10 protein-coding genes and 2 pseudogenes are annotated in these 14,650 nt (G+C 67.9%); 2 read left to right on the top strand and 10 right to left on the bottom strand.

Annotation, left to right across the window (positions count from 1 at the left end; genetic code table 11):
* Nucleotides 1-24: 24 nt before the first annotated feature.
* Nucleotides 25-1,023 carry a quinone oxidoreductase family protein gene (locus KHN96_RS03000; protein ID WP_062738579.1) on the bottom strand — a complete coding sequence of 333 codons (999 nt, stop codon included), beginning with the start codon at nt 1,021-1,023 and terminating at the stop codon, nt 25-27.
* 198 nt (nt 1,024-1,221) lie between these two features.
* Between KHN96_RS03000 and KHN96_RS02995 the strand changes: the two genes are divergently transcribed.
* Nucleotides 1,222-2,094, top strand: coding sequence for a LysR family transcriptional regulator (locus KHN96_RS02995; protein WP_045220347.1), 873 nt, complete (start codon nt 1,222-1,224; stop codon nt 2,092-2,094).
* A gap of 74 nt (nt 2,095-2,168) precedes the next feature.
* On the opposite strand, the gene KHN96_RS02990 is transcribed toward KHN96_RS02995, so the two are convergent.
* From KHN96_RS02990 to KHN96_RS02960, 7 genes and pseudogenes are all read right to left on the bottom strand, one after another.
* Entirely contained in the window at nt 2,169-2,894 is a 726-nt protein-coding gene (locus tag KHN96_RS02990; protein ID WP_045219072.1) for an ABC transporter ATP-binding protein, read from the bottom strand.
* A complete protein-coding gene (locus KHN96_RS02985) occupies nt 2,891-3,688 on the bottom strand; it encodes an ABC transporter ATP-binding protein (RefSeq protein WP_062738580.1) in 798 nt (265 codons plus the stop codon). The genes KHN96_RS02990 and KHN96_RS02985 overlap by 4 nt, the downstream gene beginning before the upstream one ends.
* Nucleotides 3,689-3,698: 10 nt before the next feature.
* Nucleotides 3,699-4,598 (bottom strand): branched-chain amino acid ABC transporter permease, encoded by a 900-nt coding sequence (locus KHN96_RS02980; protein WP_062738581.1) that lies wholly within the window; start codon nt 4,596-4,598, stop codon nt 3,699-3,701.
* A 13-nt stretch (nt 4,599-4,611) separates the two neighbouring features.
* On the bottom strand, nt 4,612-5,493 hold the full coding sequence (locus KHN96_RS02975) for a branched-chain amino acid ABC transporter permease (protein ID WP_062738582.1): 882 nt from the start codon (nt 5,491-5,493) through the stop codon (nt 4,612-4,614).
* 108 nt (nt 5,494-5,601) lie between these two features.
* Nucleotides 5,602-6,762, bottom strand: coding sequence for an ABC transporter substrate-binding protein (locus KHN96_RS02970; protein ID WP_045219080.1), 1,161 nt, complete (start codon nt 6,760-6,762; stop codon nt 5,602-5,604).
* A 432-nt stretch (nt 6,763-7,194) separates the two neighbouring features.
* Nucleotides 7,195-9,876: pseudogene (locus tag KHN96_RS02965) on the bottom strand (sensor domain-containing diguanylate cyclase).
* Nucleotides 9,877-10,001: 125 nt separating this feature from the next.
* Entirely contained in the window at nt 10,002-10,418 is a 417-nt protein-coding gene (locus tag KHN96_RS02960; RefSeq protein ID WP_233902564.1) for a surface-adhesin E family protein, read from the bottom strand.
* A gap of 143 nt (nt 10,419-10,561) precedes the next feature.
* Here KHN96_RS02960 and KHN96_RS02955 point away from each other — a divergent pair, with 143 nt between their 5' ends.
* Complete coding sequence (locus KHN96_RS02955) at nt 10,562-11,362, top strand: YhfC family intramembrane metalloprotease (RefSeq protein ID WP_045219087.1); 801 nt, start codon at nt 10,562-10,564, stop codon at nt 11,360-11,362.
* A gap of 18 nt (nt 11,363-11,380) precedes the next feature.
* On the opposite strand, the gene KHN96_RS02950 is transcribed toward KHN96_RS02955, so the two are convergent.
* Both KHN96_RS02950 and KHN96_RS02945 read right to left on the bottom strand, forming a co-directional pair.
* On the bottom strand, nt 11,381-12,739 hold the full coding sequence (locus KHN96_RS02950) for a sigma-54-dependent transcriptional regulator (RefSeq protein WP_062738583.1): 1,359 nt from the start codon (nt 12,737-12,739) through the stop codon (nt 11,381-11,383).
* A pseudogene (locus KHN96_RS02945) lies at nt 12,732-14,646 on the bottom strand (sensor histidine kinase). Before KHN96_RS02945 ends, KHN96_RS02950 begins: the two are co-directional and overlap by 8 nt.
* Between the last annotated feature and the right edge of the window lie 4 nt (nt 14,647-14,650).

The raw sequence follows: 14,650 nt of genomic DNA, 5'->3' as shown, positions 1-14,650 counted from the left end.
GGCGTCTCGCAGAAACGGGTACGCTCAGGGGCGCAGCAGCAGTGCGCCGGTCGTGTGGCCGGCCTCCAGCACGGCATGCGCGGCAGCAGCGTCTTCGAGCGGGTACGTACCGCCCAGCGGCACGCGCAGGCCTTCCAGCATGCGCTGCAACGCGGCCTGTGCGCCATCGCGGTAACGCGACAGATCGGCCATGTAGCGAAACACGCCGGGCCGCGCCAGCGCAATGGACCGCGAAGGCCCAAGCGCCGCAAGGTCCACCGTCTGCGTTTGCGCGTTCTCGACATCGCCGGCCTGCCCGATGCTCGCCACCATGCCGAACGGCCGCGCCACCGCCAATGCGGTGTGCAGCATCGGGCCGCCCACACCGTCGATGACGTAATCGACGCCCTCCCCGCCAGTGAGCTGCAACACGGCTTCGCGCATGTCGTGCTGTCGATACAGCACGACGTGGTCGGCGCCATGGGCAAGCGCGACGGCCGCCTTGGCCTCGTTGCCGACGGCGCCGATCACCCTGGTGCCGAGCCGCTTTGCCCATTGCACGAGCAGCGCCCCCAGCCCGCCGGCGGCCGCGTGCACCAGCACCGTATCGCCCGGCTGCACCCGCCGCACACGGGTCAGCAGCATGTGCGCCGTGATGCCGCGAACCAGCGTCGCCGCCACGGTGTCGTCATCGAGCGCACCGGGCAGTGCAATCGCCCGCTCGGCCGGGATGTTGCGATGGCTGGCATACCCGCCGGGCGCCCCGTCGATGAGCCCGGCCCATGCGACCCGCTGGCCGACCACAAAGCCGCGCACGTCCGAACCCAGGGCTTCGACCACGCCCACGCCTTCCACACCCAACACGGCCGGAAACGCGGGTACCGGATACAACCCGGTGCGGTGATACACGTCCACAAAGTTCACCCCGACGGCGGTGTGCCGCACCGTCATCGCATGGGGACCGGGCGGCGCGAGCATGACGCTGGCGGGCTGCAAACCCAATGCTGGTCCGGTTTCGCGGAGTTGAATGACCTTGGCAGGCATGGCAGGTGTCCTCGCAGAAATGGGTACGCTTTTCGATATCCGTGGTGTGGATGCCGCGTGTGTCACGTTGTGAAAGAAGCGTATTCCGTTCAGAATCGCCCGGGAATCCGGAAAAATTGACCACGTTCTGTGCAAAAACACACAGGTCGGGCTAAGCGTGCGCAGGCGCGCGCTGCGGCGGCCGAACCTTCTTCTTCGCTGCAGTGGGATGACGTGCGCTACTTTCTCGTGCTGGCGCGCGAGGGAAGCCTGTCGGCTGCGGCGCGGCGGCTCGGCGTGGAACACACCACGGTGGCACGGCGCGCCGATGCGCTCGAGCAATCGCTGGGGGTACGGCTGTTTGATCGGCTGCCGCGCGGTTGGCGCCTGACCGCGGAGGGCCATGCGCTGGCCGAACGCGCCGAACGCATGGAGCAGGAAGCCGCCGGCTTTGCGCGCGCAGCCGCGGGCGCGGGCAGCCTGCGCGGCACGGTCCGCATTTCGGCGCCGCCCACCATCGCCAGCCACGTCATCGCGCCCAACCTCACGGCACTGCGCAGGCAATGGCCGGGCATCGACGTGGTCCTGCTGGGCGAAAAGCGCAACGCCAACCTGATGGCGCACGAGGCCGATCTCGCCATCCGGCTGTCGCGCCCCACGGCCTCGACGCTGGCGACGCGGCCGCTCGGCAGCCTCGGCTACGGCCTGTACGCGACGGCTGAGGCAATCGCACGCCCCGAAGCCGAATGGGAATTCATCGGGTACGACGAAGGCCTGCGGCACGTGCCGCAGCAACGCTGGCTCGATGCATTCGCGGGCGAGCGGCGTGTGGTTCTACGCTGCAGCGATCTGCTGGCGATGCACGAGGCCGCGCTGGCCGGGTTGGGTGTGGCAGCGCTGCCGCACTTCCTGGGCGCGCCCGCAGAAACGGGTACGCCTTTGCGCCGGCTACCCATCGACGACCCTGCGCTGCACCGGGACATCTGGCTTGCCATCCACCCGGACGTGCGTCGATCGCCGCGTGTGCGCGCCGTGGCCGATGCCATGATCGCCTTGTTCGAGGCGCAGCGGCACGTATTGGCGGGGCATTGAGCGTACGCAGAAACGGGTACGCTTTGCAAAAAAAACCGGCGCCGAAGTGGGCGCCGGTGGTGTGCGATGTGAGTTCAGCCGCCCAGATAGGCTTCGAGCACGCGCGGATTGCCGAGCAGGTTCTGCCCGCTGTCGGCCAGCACGATCTGGCCGGTTTCGAGCACGTAGCCGTGCTGCGCGATCTTCAGCGCCTGGCGTACGTTCTGTTCGACCAGGAAGATCGTCAGCCCTTCGGCGTTGATCGTACGCAGGATGCGGAAGATCTCCTGCACGATGATCGGCGCCAGCCCCATCGACGGTTCATCGAGCAACAGCACGCGCGGGCGGGCCATCAGCGCCCGTCCGATGGCAAGCATCTGCTGCTCGCCGCCCGACAGGTTGCCGGCCATGCCGTCGATGCGCTCCTTCAGGCGAGGGAACAGATGGAACACGCGCTCCAGGTCGGACGCGATCTGGCCGCGGTCCTTGCGCGTGTAGGCGCCGAGCTCCAGGTTCTCGCGCACCGTCATGGTGGTGAGCGTGGCGCGGCCTTCGGCCACCTGCACGATGCCGCGCTCCACGCGCCTGTGGGCCGACCACTGCGTCACGTCTTCGCCCTCGAACAGGATCTGCCCGCGCACCTCACCCTGCGCCTTCGGGATCAGGCCGGAGAGCGCCAGCAGCGTGGTGGACTTGCCGGCACCGTTTGCACCGACCAGCGAGGTGATCTCGCCCGCCCTGAGTGCAAAGTCGATACCCTTGACGGCCGCGATGTGCCCGTACGACACCTGCAGCCCTTTGACTTCCAGCAGCGTCGTCATGCTGTCTCCTTCTCTGCGGCGCCGGAACCGTCGGCTTCGTCGTCATCGCGGCCCAGATACGCCTCGATGACTTGCGGATTGTTGCGGATCGCCTCCGGCGGCCCCTCGGCGATGATGCGGCCGAAGTTCAGCACGGCAATGCGTTCGCACAGGCCCATCACGAAGCGCATGTCGTGCTCGATCATGAAGATCGTGTAGCCGCGCGCCTTGATGTTCTCGATCTCGGCCATGAGGTCGACCTTCTCGCCGGTGTTCATGCCGGCGACGGGCTCGTCGAGCAGCAGCAGCTTCGGCTCGGTCGCCAGGGCACGCGCGAGCTCGAGCTTGCGCTGGTCGCCGTACGAGAGGTTGTCGGCAATGTCGTGCGCCTTGTGGTCGAGCTTGACCCACGAGAGCAGCTCCAGCGCCCGGTCGCGCGCGCGGCGCTCGGCAGCGCGGTACTTCGACAGCGAGAGCAGCAGCCCCGGCGCGCCGTAGTCCAGGTGGCGATGCATGCCCACCACGACGTTCTCGAGCAGCGTCATCTCCTTGAAGATGCGGATGTTCTGGAACGTGCGGGCGATGCCCATCTGCGTGATCTGGTGCGGCTTCCTGCCGACGAGGTCTTCGCCGTTGAACGTGAGAGAGCCGCCACTGGGTGCGAGCAGCCCCGTGATCAGGTTGAACACCGTCGTCTTGCCGGCGCCGTTCGGGCCGATCAAGCCGAAGATACTGCCCTGCGGCACTTCGATGTTGACGTCCTGCAGGACCGACAGGCCGCCAAAGCGCTTGGAAATGGATGTGAGCTTGAGCATGGGGGCCTCCTCAGTGCGATTCATTGGAAGCCGCCGACGCGCCGGGCATGGTGCCGCCGCGCTTGACGCCAAACCAGCGCGCGAAACGCGCAGGATCCCAGATGCCCTTGGGCAGGAACAGCACGATCACCATCAGGATCACGCCGTTGACGACCAGGCGGAAATCCTTGAACGCGCGCAGCAGTTCGGGCAGCAGCGACAGGATCACGCTGCCGAGCACCGGCCCCATCAGGCCGTTCGTGCCGCCCAGGATGGCCATGGTAAGGATTTCCACGCCGCGGTCGAAGCCGAATTCGTTCGGGCCGATGAAGAAGGTCAGGTGCGCATTGAGTGCGCCAGCCAGGCCGGCAATCACCGCACCGAGCACGAACGCCAGCAGCTTGGTGCCGGCCACGTTGATGCCCATCAGCCCGGCGGCGGTCTCGTCCTCCTTGATGGCCTCGAATGCGCGGCCGACCTTCGAGCGGCGCATGCGTGCCAGCACGAACAGCGTGGCCGCCACGGCCAGCGCCACGTGCCACCACTGGGTGAGCTGCGGAATGCCGTTCAGGCCCAGCGCGCCGCCGGTCCAGTCTTCGGTGTTCAGGATCAGCACGCGCACCACTTCGCCAAAGCCCAGCGTCGCCATGGCCAGGTACACGCCGGACAGGCGCAGCGTCGGCCCGCCGATGACGAACGCCACCACGGCCGGTGCCGCCATGCCGCCCAGCACCGCCACCGGGAAAGGCATCTCGGCATTCATCGTCAGCAGCGCAGACGTATACGCGCCGATGCCCATGAAGGCCGCGTTCGCCATCGCCAGCAAGCCGCACGAGAGCGTCAGGTAGATGGACAGCGCCAGCAGCGCGTTGATGCCCAGCGTCAGCACCAGGTTGCTGTAGACCGACCAGAAATTGTCGAACCACTCCATGTCGCCGGTCTCCTTATGCCCTGCGTTCCAGCACCTTGCCGAACAGCCCTTGGGGCCGCACCAGCAGGATCAGGAACAGCAGGCCGAACGCCACCGCATCGCGCATGGTCGAGCCGATGTAGGCCACCGACAGCACCTCCGCAAAGCCGAGGAAGAGGCCGCCCAGCATCGCGCCGCGAATGTCGCCCAGGCCGCCCAGGATGATGACGGCGATGCCCTTGTGCAGCATCGGCTGCCCCATCAGCGGGAACACCGCGTTGGAGTACAGGCCGATCAGCACGCCGGCAAGGCCGCCGAGCGCCGCCGCCGCGAACGACGTGAGCAGGAACAGCCCTTCCACGTTGATGCCGAGCAGCGCCGCCGCCTTGGGCGACTCCGCAATCGCCCGTAGCGCACGGCCGAGCTGCGTGCGCTTGAGCAGCAGCATGAGCCCGGCCATCAGCACAAACGACAGGACGATGATGCCCAGCTCCAGCGACGTGAGGTGAATGCCGCCAAGGTCCAGCGAGGCATCGGAGACGAGCCCGGACGGAAAGCGCAGGTTCTCGGCCCCGAACACGCCCTGCATGGCGTTGTTGATGGCGATGCCCGCGCCGATGGTGGCGATCATCGGGATCAGGTGAGGTGCGTTGCGGCGGCGCAAGGGGCGCAGCAGCAGCACATCGATGATGAGCCCGGCCACGCCGCTGACGACGAAGCCCACGAGCAGCGCCGCCCACAGCGGCAGTTCGAAATGCGTCACGACCTGCAGCGCTGCGTAGGCACCGAGCATGAAGACCGCGCCGTGCGACAGGTTGATCACGCCCAGGATGCCGAACACCAGCGTGAACCCCAGGGCGAACAACGCATACACGCAGCCAAGCGACAGCGCGTTGACGAGTTGCTGTTCCAGCATGATGAATCAGAGTGAGGTGTGGCCGCGTTTTGCAAAGCGGCCACAAAAAAAGCGATGGGGCGTAGGTTTCGCTACGCCCCGCTTGCCCGGTCCATAGAGAACCGAAGATTACTTCTCGATCGTGTACTTGCCGTTCTTGGTCACGCTCACGATCGGCGTCTGCACGGCGTCGTAGCCGGCCGGCTTGCCGCGCGCCGTCACCTGGCGGAACGCAAACGCGCCGGTTGCCCCGGTGTGCTTGACCGCCGGCAGCGCATCGCGGATGGCCTTGCGGTCCGCGGCGAGGTCACCGGTGAACTTCACCTTCTTCAGCGCGGCCGCCGCGATGTACATGGCGTCATACGCCTGCGCGGCAAACTGGTCCGGGGCGGCCTTGTACTTGGCCGTGTAGGCGGTGATGAACTTGCTGTTCTCGGGGGTGTGGTTCTCGATGGACCACGGGCTGCCCACCCACAGGTTGTCGGACTTGTCCTTGGCCAGGTCGAACACCTTGACCGAGTTCATGCCGTTGCCCCCGATGATGGGCACGTTCAGGCCGAGCTGGCGGGCCTGAACCATGATCGGACCGCCCTCGGCGATCAGCGCCGACAGCACGATGGCATCCGGATTCGTCGCCTTGATCTTGGTGAGCTGCGCCTTGAAATCCACGTCGCCCTTGGCGAAGGTCTCGGTGGTCGTGACGGGAATCTTCAGGTCTTCGAGCGCCTTCTTGAAGTTGTCGTAGCCGCTCTTGGTGAAGACGTCGTCGTTGCCGTACAGCACGGCGACCTTCTTCACGCCGGCCTTCTTGACCACGGTCTGGATCGTGGCCGGCAGCACGTCGGCTTCGGTCACGGAGTTGCGGAACACGTAGTCGCCGATGCTGGTGATGCCGTCCGCGGTGTTGGACGTGCCAAAGACGACCGTCTTGGCGCCTTGCGCGATCGGGTCAGCCGCCTGCGCGGAGTTCGACAGCGTGGGGCCGAACACCATCGTCACCTTGTCCTGGAAGATCAGCTTCTTGAAGACGTTGATGGCCTCTTCCTTCTTGCCCTGCTCGTCTTCGATCACCAGCGCGATCTTGCTGCCGTTGATGCCGCCGGCAGCGTTGATCTCGTCAGTCGCCAGCTGGAAGCCGTTGCGGATGGCCACGCCGTACTGGGCTGCGCCGCCCGACAGTGCTTCTGCCACGCCGATCTTGATGTCCTGGGCCGCGGTTGCCGCGCCCGTTGCGATTGCCGCCCCCGCAGCCACTGCCGTCAACAGCAGCCGTTTGATCGTGTTTTGCATGTGAACCTGCTCCTTGTTATCCGTCGCGATTGCGATGTTCCGAAGAGTGCGCTGGCCCAACACCGTCGCTCCTCCCCATGCGCCCTGCATCGCGTCCGGCCGCGCGCGCCGTGCACGGCGCCGTCGGGCTCGACGGGCAATGACATCGGCAAACCAGCCAGGCGCGCGGTGCCGGGTCGGGCATGCGCAGCCAGGAAGTGCGTCGGAGAGTGAAGCGAAGGCGCCTTGGGTGTAGCGCTCTCGTGCGGCGCGCCAGGGTGGCTGGCGCGCGCAGTCAGTCGCGGGACTTTACCGGAAACCGCACGGTCGTGCGATAGGGAATTGTCCGCCACCCAAGCCGGGAGGCCGATATTGCGCCGCAGCACGCGCCGGATTGCTCGGCCCGATGCTACCGGGCGTACCTGTTTCTGCGTGGTGTGCGGCGCCGCGGGGTCATCCGGTGGAAAGTTCATCCGCGCTGACGAACAGCCCCTTGCCGCGCGATTTGGCCTCGTACAACGCTTCGTCGGCCGCCTCGAAGACGGCGTTCTGCGCGAGCGTGCGCGCATCGAAAAGCGCCCCGCCGATGCTTGCCCCGACCCGCACCATCGCTTCGCCAAGCCGAAACGGCCTGTTGCATGCGCCAAGGATATTGGCCGCGACCGTTCTGGCGTCGTCCGGCTGCGAGAGATGCTCCAGGATCACGGCGAACTCGTCGCCGCCGAACCGCGCCACGCCGTCATACGGGCGCACCGCGCGCGCAAGCCGTTGCGCGAACGCACGCAGCAGCGCATCGCCGGTGGCATGACCGTAGGTATCGTTGATGGCCTTGAAGCCGTCGAGATCGATGAGCAGCAAGGCCCCTGCCGAGGCCGCCACGCGCGCCTGGTCGAGCGCCATGGCGAGCCGCGCTTCAAAGCCCGCGCGGTTCAGCAGACCGGTCAGGTGGTCGGTCGTGGTCAGCGCGCGCAGACGCAGCTCCTGCTTCTTGCGCTCCGTCACGTCCAGCGTGACGGCGTGCACGCCGCTCACACGGCCCTGCGCATCGAACTGCGGCAGGTACGTGATCTCTTCACAGCGATACACGTCGCGGCCGCGATGCTCGCGCTCGAAGACGACGGTCTCGCCGTTCAGCGCGCGGCGCAGGGCGGGCTGCATGGTGGCATAGGGCGCATCGCCCACGACCTCGCGCACGGTCTGCCCGAGCATGGTGGACGAAGGCCGCCCGTAGGTCTTTTCGTAAGCCGCGTTCAGAAAGCGGAAGCGCTCGTCGGTATCGATGAACGACACCAGCGCGGGAATGGCGTCGGTCACGGTCTGCAGCGTCTCGCGGCTGCGCTGCAGTGCCTCCTTGGCTGCCCGATCCCGCGTGATGTCGCGCATGATGGACGAGAAGTGCTCCATCGCACCGGCCGGATCGCGGTGCGCGATGATCATGTGATTGATCGGCACGTCCTTGCCCTGCGCGTTGCGTACGGTCGTCTCGCCGATCCACACACCGTCGCGTGCTGCCGCCGGCACGGCCACTTCGCGCAGCCACTGCATCGTTCCGGGCGGATAGAACGCCTCGACCGACATGCCTCGCACGTCGGCGTCCTCGGCGATGCCGGCAAACCGGCGGCCGGCCGGATTGATGTACGTGACGTTGCCGTCCACATCGCACTGCGCGACAAAGTCCGTGGTGGAGTCGAGAATCTTCGTGAGCACGCGCGAGGCCTGCTGCGCGCGCGCCCGGACGGTGATGTCCTCCATCGCGCCCACGTGGCCCACCACCTTGCCCGCCACGCGCACGGGCGCCGTGTTGACGACGAGCAGCCGTTCCCCCACTCCGGGCACGATCACGCGCTGCTCGGCGCTGTAGCCGACGCCACGCGTCACCGCATCGCGCCAGCCGGCCATGATGGTGTCGCGGTCGTGCGGATGCAGGCGCTGCAGCCACACGTCGGCCAGCGCTTCGTCGTGCGTTGCGCCCAGCAGGCGGCGGTACGCCTCGTTGGTATAGATGGTGCGGCCCGCTGTATCGGTACGGAACAGGCCGAGCGGCGAGGCATCGTTTACGGCTTCGAGTTCCGCGCGCTGGCGTGTCACCTCGCTCATCAGCTTGTGGAAGGCGGTCGATACGGCTTCGATCTCGGCCGAAGCGACCGGCAGTTACAGGGGCGGGGCATTGCGCAGGTCGGTCGTGGAGAGCTGCGTCATGGCGGCGTGCAGCCGGCCGAGCGGGCGCAGCAGCCACAGCATCGCGGCCCACACCGACACCCCGATCAACGCGGCCAGCGCCATCACCGACCACCGGAACCGCTGGCGCATGATGGAAAGCTGGCGATTGGCCTCGGCCCCCGGCAGCACGGCAGCCAGCGTCCACCCGACCGCTACCACGTCCTGCCTGGCGACCACGTCGGCGCCCGACTCGGGCGCGGCCCACGGATCGGCGCGGAAGGCCGCCGCCACGGCCGGATCCGAATCGAGCGGCGCCAGGACCTTGCCGGCGTCGGGGTGGACGATAAAGATCGGCTTCGGACCATGCGCAACCACGTAGACATGGCCGGTCTGGCCGACGCGCATGTCACGCAGCGCGCCCAGAAAGTTCGGCTTGAGCAGATACAGCGATGCGCCGATCAGCCCGACCGGCCGGCCCGCCTCATCATGCACGGGCGCGGCCAGGATGATGATGGGCTCGCCGCCCACGCGGTTGCTCAGCGGCGCGGAAACGGCAGGCTGATCGACCACCATGACCTGCTTGAAGTAGTCACGGTCGGCAATGTTGATGCCGACCACGCCCTCGCGGAACGGGCGCAGCGCCGTCACGTCGCCGCCCGCCGTGGCCAGAAACACGCTATCGAACAGGCCTGCCGCCGGCTCGATCGACGCGAAGAATGCCGCTTCCTGCTGCGGCGTATCGAACCGCACGGTCCGCATCTGCCGCGCGGTGCGTTCGAGCACACCCAGGTAGGTGTCCAACCGCTGCTGCAGGTCTTCGGCCGACACCTTCGCCAGGGCCGTCTGCTGCGCCTGGATCTGCGCCATCATCTCGCGGCGGATAGGCTCGCGCTGCGACCAGCCGAACAGGCTCACCAGCACCACGCTGATGACGGTCGCCATGATTGCCGCCTGCGATTTGAGGGTCAGTTTCATCGAAACGGTCGGCCGGCAGCGGCGCCTCGGAGCCGATGCCTTCTTGTTGTCGTGGGCCACACCATAGTGCTATGGCGGCCGGCCGTTGTCGAGCCGCGTGCGCGCAGCGCCGGGGCGATGCCGCGCTAGCGGCGGCCGCAGACGTACGCGGCGGAGCGGGCCGCGAGCGTGCCGGAGCGGATGCGCATCCAGTGCGCGCCGTCGGCGGTGTCGGTGTCGAGCGTGGCGCCGTCGGGGCCGCGCACGACGTAGTCGACGAGACGGATGCGGTGGCGGCGGCAATCGATCTCCTGGCGCGAGAGGATCACCGTGCCAGGCCGATAGCGGGCGCCATGCGCGCGGCGTTCACTGCGCTTGAGCACCGTCCGCGCGAGAAACGTCTTGTGGCCAGGGCGATTGGCGCGCAGGGAGGTCCGGTCGATGGAAGCCGAGACCGACGTGGTGGTGAGGTATTCATGCCAGCGGGACGCAGCCTGCGCCGGCATTGCCGCACCCACCGCGCCGATGCCGACGCCGCACATCCAGATCCACCGCCACATCATGCGTTTCACGACCGTCTGCCCTGCCCTATCAAGAATCGCGGCATCTGCTGCCATCCATGCATTGTAACAATCGATCCGCAAGACTCGGGCCCGTGGCGCTCAGGTAGGATGCGGCCCACCTACTCACGCGCCACATCTTCGCCATGCCCGTCGTTGCCCTGCCTGCCCTCCTTGCTCATGCCAGCGCGGCCTTGCTGCTCGCCTGCGTTCCCATCGTGGCGTGGTTCTGGCTGCGCCGGCGGTTCGACCTGGCGTGGCGCGACATTGGCGTCGGCGCGGCGGTGTTCGTGGTCGTTGCGCTGGTGCTGGAGCGCGCGCTGCACGTCTACCTGCTGCAGGTCAATCCGGCGACGGCGCAATGGCTGCGCGCTCCCGCGCTGTTCGTCGTCTATGGCGCGCTGATGGCGGGCGTGTTCGAGGAAACCGGCCGCTGGCTCGGTTTGCGGTTCCTGACGCGCAGACCCGGCGATGCTGCGACGCCCGTGGCCTATGCGCTCGGGCATGCCGGTATCGAGGCGTGGCTCGTCGGTACGGCGTCGCAGGCTCAGATGGTGGCCTTTGGCGTGGCCGCCAACCAGGGCCAGCTCGACGCGCGCCTGGCCGCCAGCGGCGCCGACGCCATGGCCGGCACGATCCACGCGATGCTCGCGCAGCTCTCGCCGTGGCTTGCGGCGGGGGCGGTGGCCGAACGCATGGCGGCGATGCTGATCCAGTTCACGCTCACGCTGGTGGTGTGGCATGCCGTGCGGCAGCGCCGCCTTGTGCTCGTCGTGGTGGCGATGCTGCTGCACGCGCTCGCCGATCTGCCCGCCGCGCTCTACCAGGTGCATGTGATGCCGCTGGCGGTGACGGAAGCGATCTACGCGGTCGTCGCGGTTCTGCTGGCGGCGACGTGCTGGCCGCCGCAGGGTGGCCGGAAGACCGGCGAATCGTCGCTGCGCTAGCGCGCGTCGACCTCCTCGCTAGCTGCTGCGGAACCGCTCCGGCTCGATGCCGTGCCGGTTGAGTTTGTCGTAGAGCGTCTTGCGCGGCACGGACAATAGATCGGCCGCGCGCGCCACGTTGCCCTCGGTGGCGCGCAGGGCCTCTTCGATGGTGGCGCGCTCGACCGCCATCATGCGGCCCGCCAGCGAGTGCTGGCTCGCTTCCGACGCGACCAGGCCGTCGTCGAGACCCAGGCAGAAGCGCTCGGCGACGTTTTTCAGTTCGCGCACATTGCCCGGCCAGTCGTGGTGCTGCCAGCGCATCATGTCCTGCGCAGACCAGTCAGGCGCGGCACGGTCGTAACGCACCGCCGCCTGCTGCAGGAAGTACGCCATCAGCAGCGGGATGTCCTCCGCCCGCTGGCGCAACGGCGGCAATGCGATCGATACGACGTTCAGGCGGTAGTACAAGTCGGCGCGAAATTCACCGCGGTCGGAGGCCTCTTTCAGATCCACCTTGGCGGCGGCCACCACGCGGCAGTTGACCGGCACGCTCGCGTTGCTGCCCAGCCGCTCGATGCTGCGCTCCTGCAGCGCGCGCAGCAGCTTGGCCTGCAGCGCCAGCGGCATCGATTCGATTTCATCCAGGAACAGCGTGCCGCCATCGGCGTATTCCATCTTGCCGACGCGGCGCCGGTTGGCACCCGTAAAGGCGCCGGCCTCGTGGCCGAACATTTCGCTCTCGAACACCGATTCGGGCAGCGCCGCGCAGTTCAGCGCAACGAAGGGCCCGCGCCGCCGGCTGCCCTCGTGGATGGCGCGCGCGAGCACTTCCTTGCCCGAGCCGGTCTCGCCGATGACGAGGATGTCGGCATCGGTGGGCGCCAGCGCCGTGACGAGTCGGCGCACATTCTGCATGGCGGCGCTCTGGCCGATGAGCGGGTACGCCTGCCGGCCCTGCAACGCCTCGCGCAGGCGCAGGTTTTCGGAAGTGAGCCGGCGTTTCTCCAGCGCGCGCCGCACCACGTCGACCAGGCGCTCGGAGTGGAACGGCTTTTCCATGAAGTCGTAGGCACCGGCGCGCATGGCGGCCACGGCCATCGTCACGTCGCCGTGGCCGGTGATGAGGATGACGGGCAGCTGGCGGTCGTGCTGCAGCATCTCGCGCAGCACGGCCAGGCCGTCGCGGCCGGGCAGGCGGACGTCGGTCACGACCACGGCGGGCGTTTGCGTGGCGAGCGCCGCCAGCGCGCTTTCGGCATCGGCAAAGGCCTGCACCGGCACGTCGGCCAGGGCGAGCGCTTGCTCGCAGCCCAGGCGCACCACATCGTCGTCTTCGATCAGGAAGACGGGCGCGTGGTCGACGGCAGCGAGGTCGGAAGAAACGTTTTCAGGCATGCGGTGGGTCAACGCGTTCAAGCTCGATGAGGAATTCTGCGCCACCTGCACCGTCTTCGGCATTGCGGCCGATGAGCCGGCCGCCGAAATCCTCCACGATGGCCAGCGAGATCGCCAGCCCGAGGCCCAGCCCCTGGCCGTCGTCCTTGGTGGTGAAGAACGGCTCGAACAGGCGCGGCAGCACCTCGTCCGGAATACCGGGGCGCGAAGTCGCGCACGGTGACGCGGACCCATTTGTCCACGGGTTCGACTCGTACGTGCACGGCCGCAGGCTCGGGCCGCGATGCCTCGGCGGTGGCGTCGATGGCGTTGCGGATCAGGTTGACCAGCACTTGCTCGAGCCGCACCGCATTGGCCCACACGGCAAGCTCGGCCGGCACGGGCGCGGCGATGATCGGCACAGCGGCCTGGCGGCGGCGCGTTTCGACCAGCATCAGCGCCTGGCGGATCGCCTCGTCGACCGACACAGCGGCGCGCGCGGCGTCGCCCTTGCGCGAGAACGCCTTGATGTGCGAAACGATGCGGCCCATGCGGTTGGCAAGCTGGCTGATGTGCGTGAGGTTGCTGCGCACTTCGTCGATGCGGCCGCGCTCGGCGAGCTGGTTGGCGTTGTCGGACAGCGTGGTCAGCGCGGTGAGCGGCTGATTCAGTTCATGCGTGATGCCGGCGGCCATCTGCCCCAGCACGGCGAGCTTGCCGGCCTGCACGGCGGCGTCGCGCGTCTCGCGCAGGATGCGCTGCGCGGCGTCGAGCGCCTCCACCTTGCTGGCGAGCGCGGTGTTGGCCGACGTCAACTCGGCGGTGCGCTGGGCGATGCGCGCCTCCAGGTCACGCTGCACCTCACGCAGTGCGGCGCGGGCGCGGCGCTGTTCTTCCCGGCGGCGCGCACGCAGGCGCAGCGCAACCAACACGGCAAACGCGAGCGCCATCGCAAACGCCGCGCTGGCGCCGGCCACGAGGGCGGTCCGTTGCTCGTCGCGCGGGTCGATCAGCACGGCGACTTGCCAGCCGAGCAGATCCACCGGGCGGTATTGCACGCGCAGCGTGGACGGCGATTTTCCGGGCAGCGCCACGTGCACCGTCTGCGGCGGCCGGTCCGCAGAAAAGGGTACGCTCGCACCGTGCGTGTCGAGCGGAGTCAACGCATGCGGCGCATATTGGCGGGTCGCATCGAGGGCGGCGCGCTGGTCGGCGTTCAATGTGCCGAGCGTGCGGTACTTCCATTCAGGAACCGAGCTCAGGAAGATCACCCCATGCCGATCGACCAGCAGTACGGTATCGCCGCTGCGCGAAAGCGTGGCTTCGAACGCATCCAGATTGATCTTGACGACCACGGCGCCGATCGGCTTGCCCGCCTCGCGCACCGGGGCCGCGAGGAAGTAGCCCGTTTCGCCCGTGGTGTTACCCACGCCGTAGAAGCGGCCCAGGCCTTCGCGCATGGCTTCGGCAAAGTACGGGCGGAATGCGTAGTTGCGGCCGACGAAGGAGGACGGGAGATCCCAGTTGCTGGCAGCGAGCGTGAGGCCCGTCGTGTCGAGCAGATAGGCCGCCGACAGATCGGTGGCGGCCTGCACTTCTTTCAGGTAGGCATTGGCGGCGCGCCGCATGGCGGCGTCACCGGCATGATGCTGCGCCTGCAGCGCCACGTGCAGCACATGCTCGAGTGCCGCCAGGCGCGGCAGCGACTCATAGCGGGCGAGCGTGCTGCGCAGGTTCTGCGCATAGAAGGTGGTGCGCTGGCCGGCTTCTTCGGCGCGCGTGGCCACGTAGCGCTGCAGGGCCATCGCATAAGCGCCCCACCCCGCTGCCGCGCAGCACGCGGCCATCGCCAGCGCGACGGCCAACCGCCAGCCGGGCCCGCGTACGGGGTGGGCAAGGTGATCGGCATGGCCGTCGGTGGCGGGCATGAGC

Source organism: Ralstonia mannitolilytica, from assembly GCF_905397375.1.
GTDB classification, from domain to species: domain Bacteria; phylum Pseudomonadota; class Gammaproteobacteria; order Burkholderiales; family Burkholderiaceae; genus Ralstonia; species Ralstonia mannitolilytica.
This window is presented reverse-complemented; position numbering and strand designations above follow the sequence as displayed.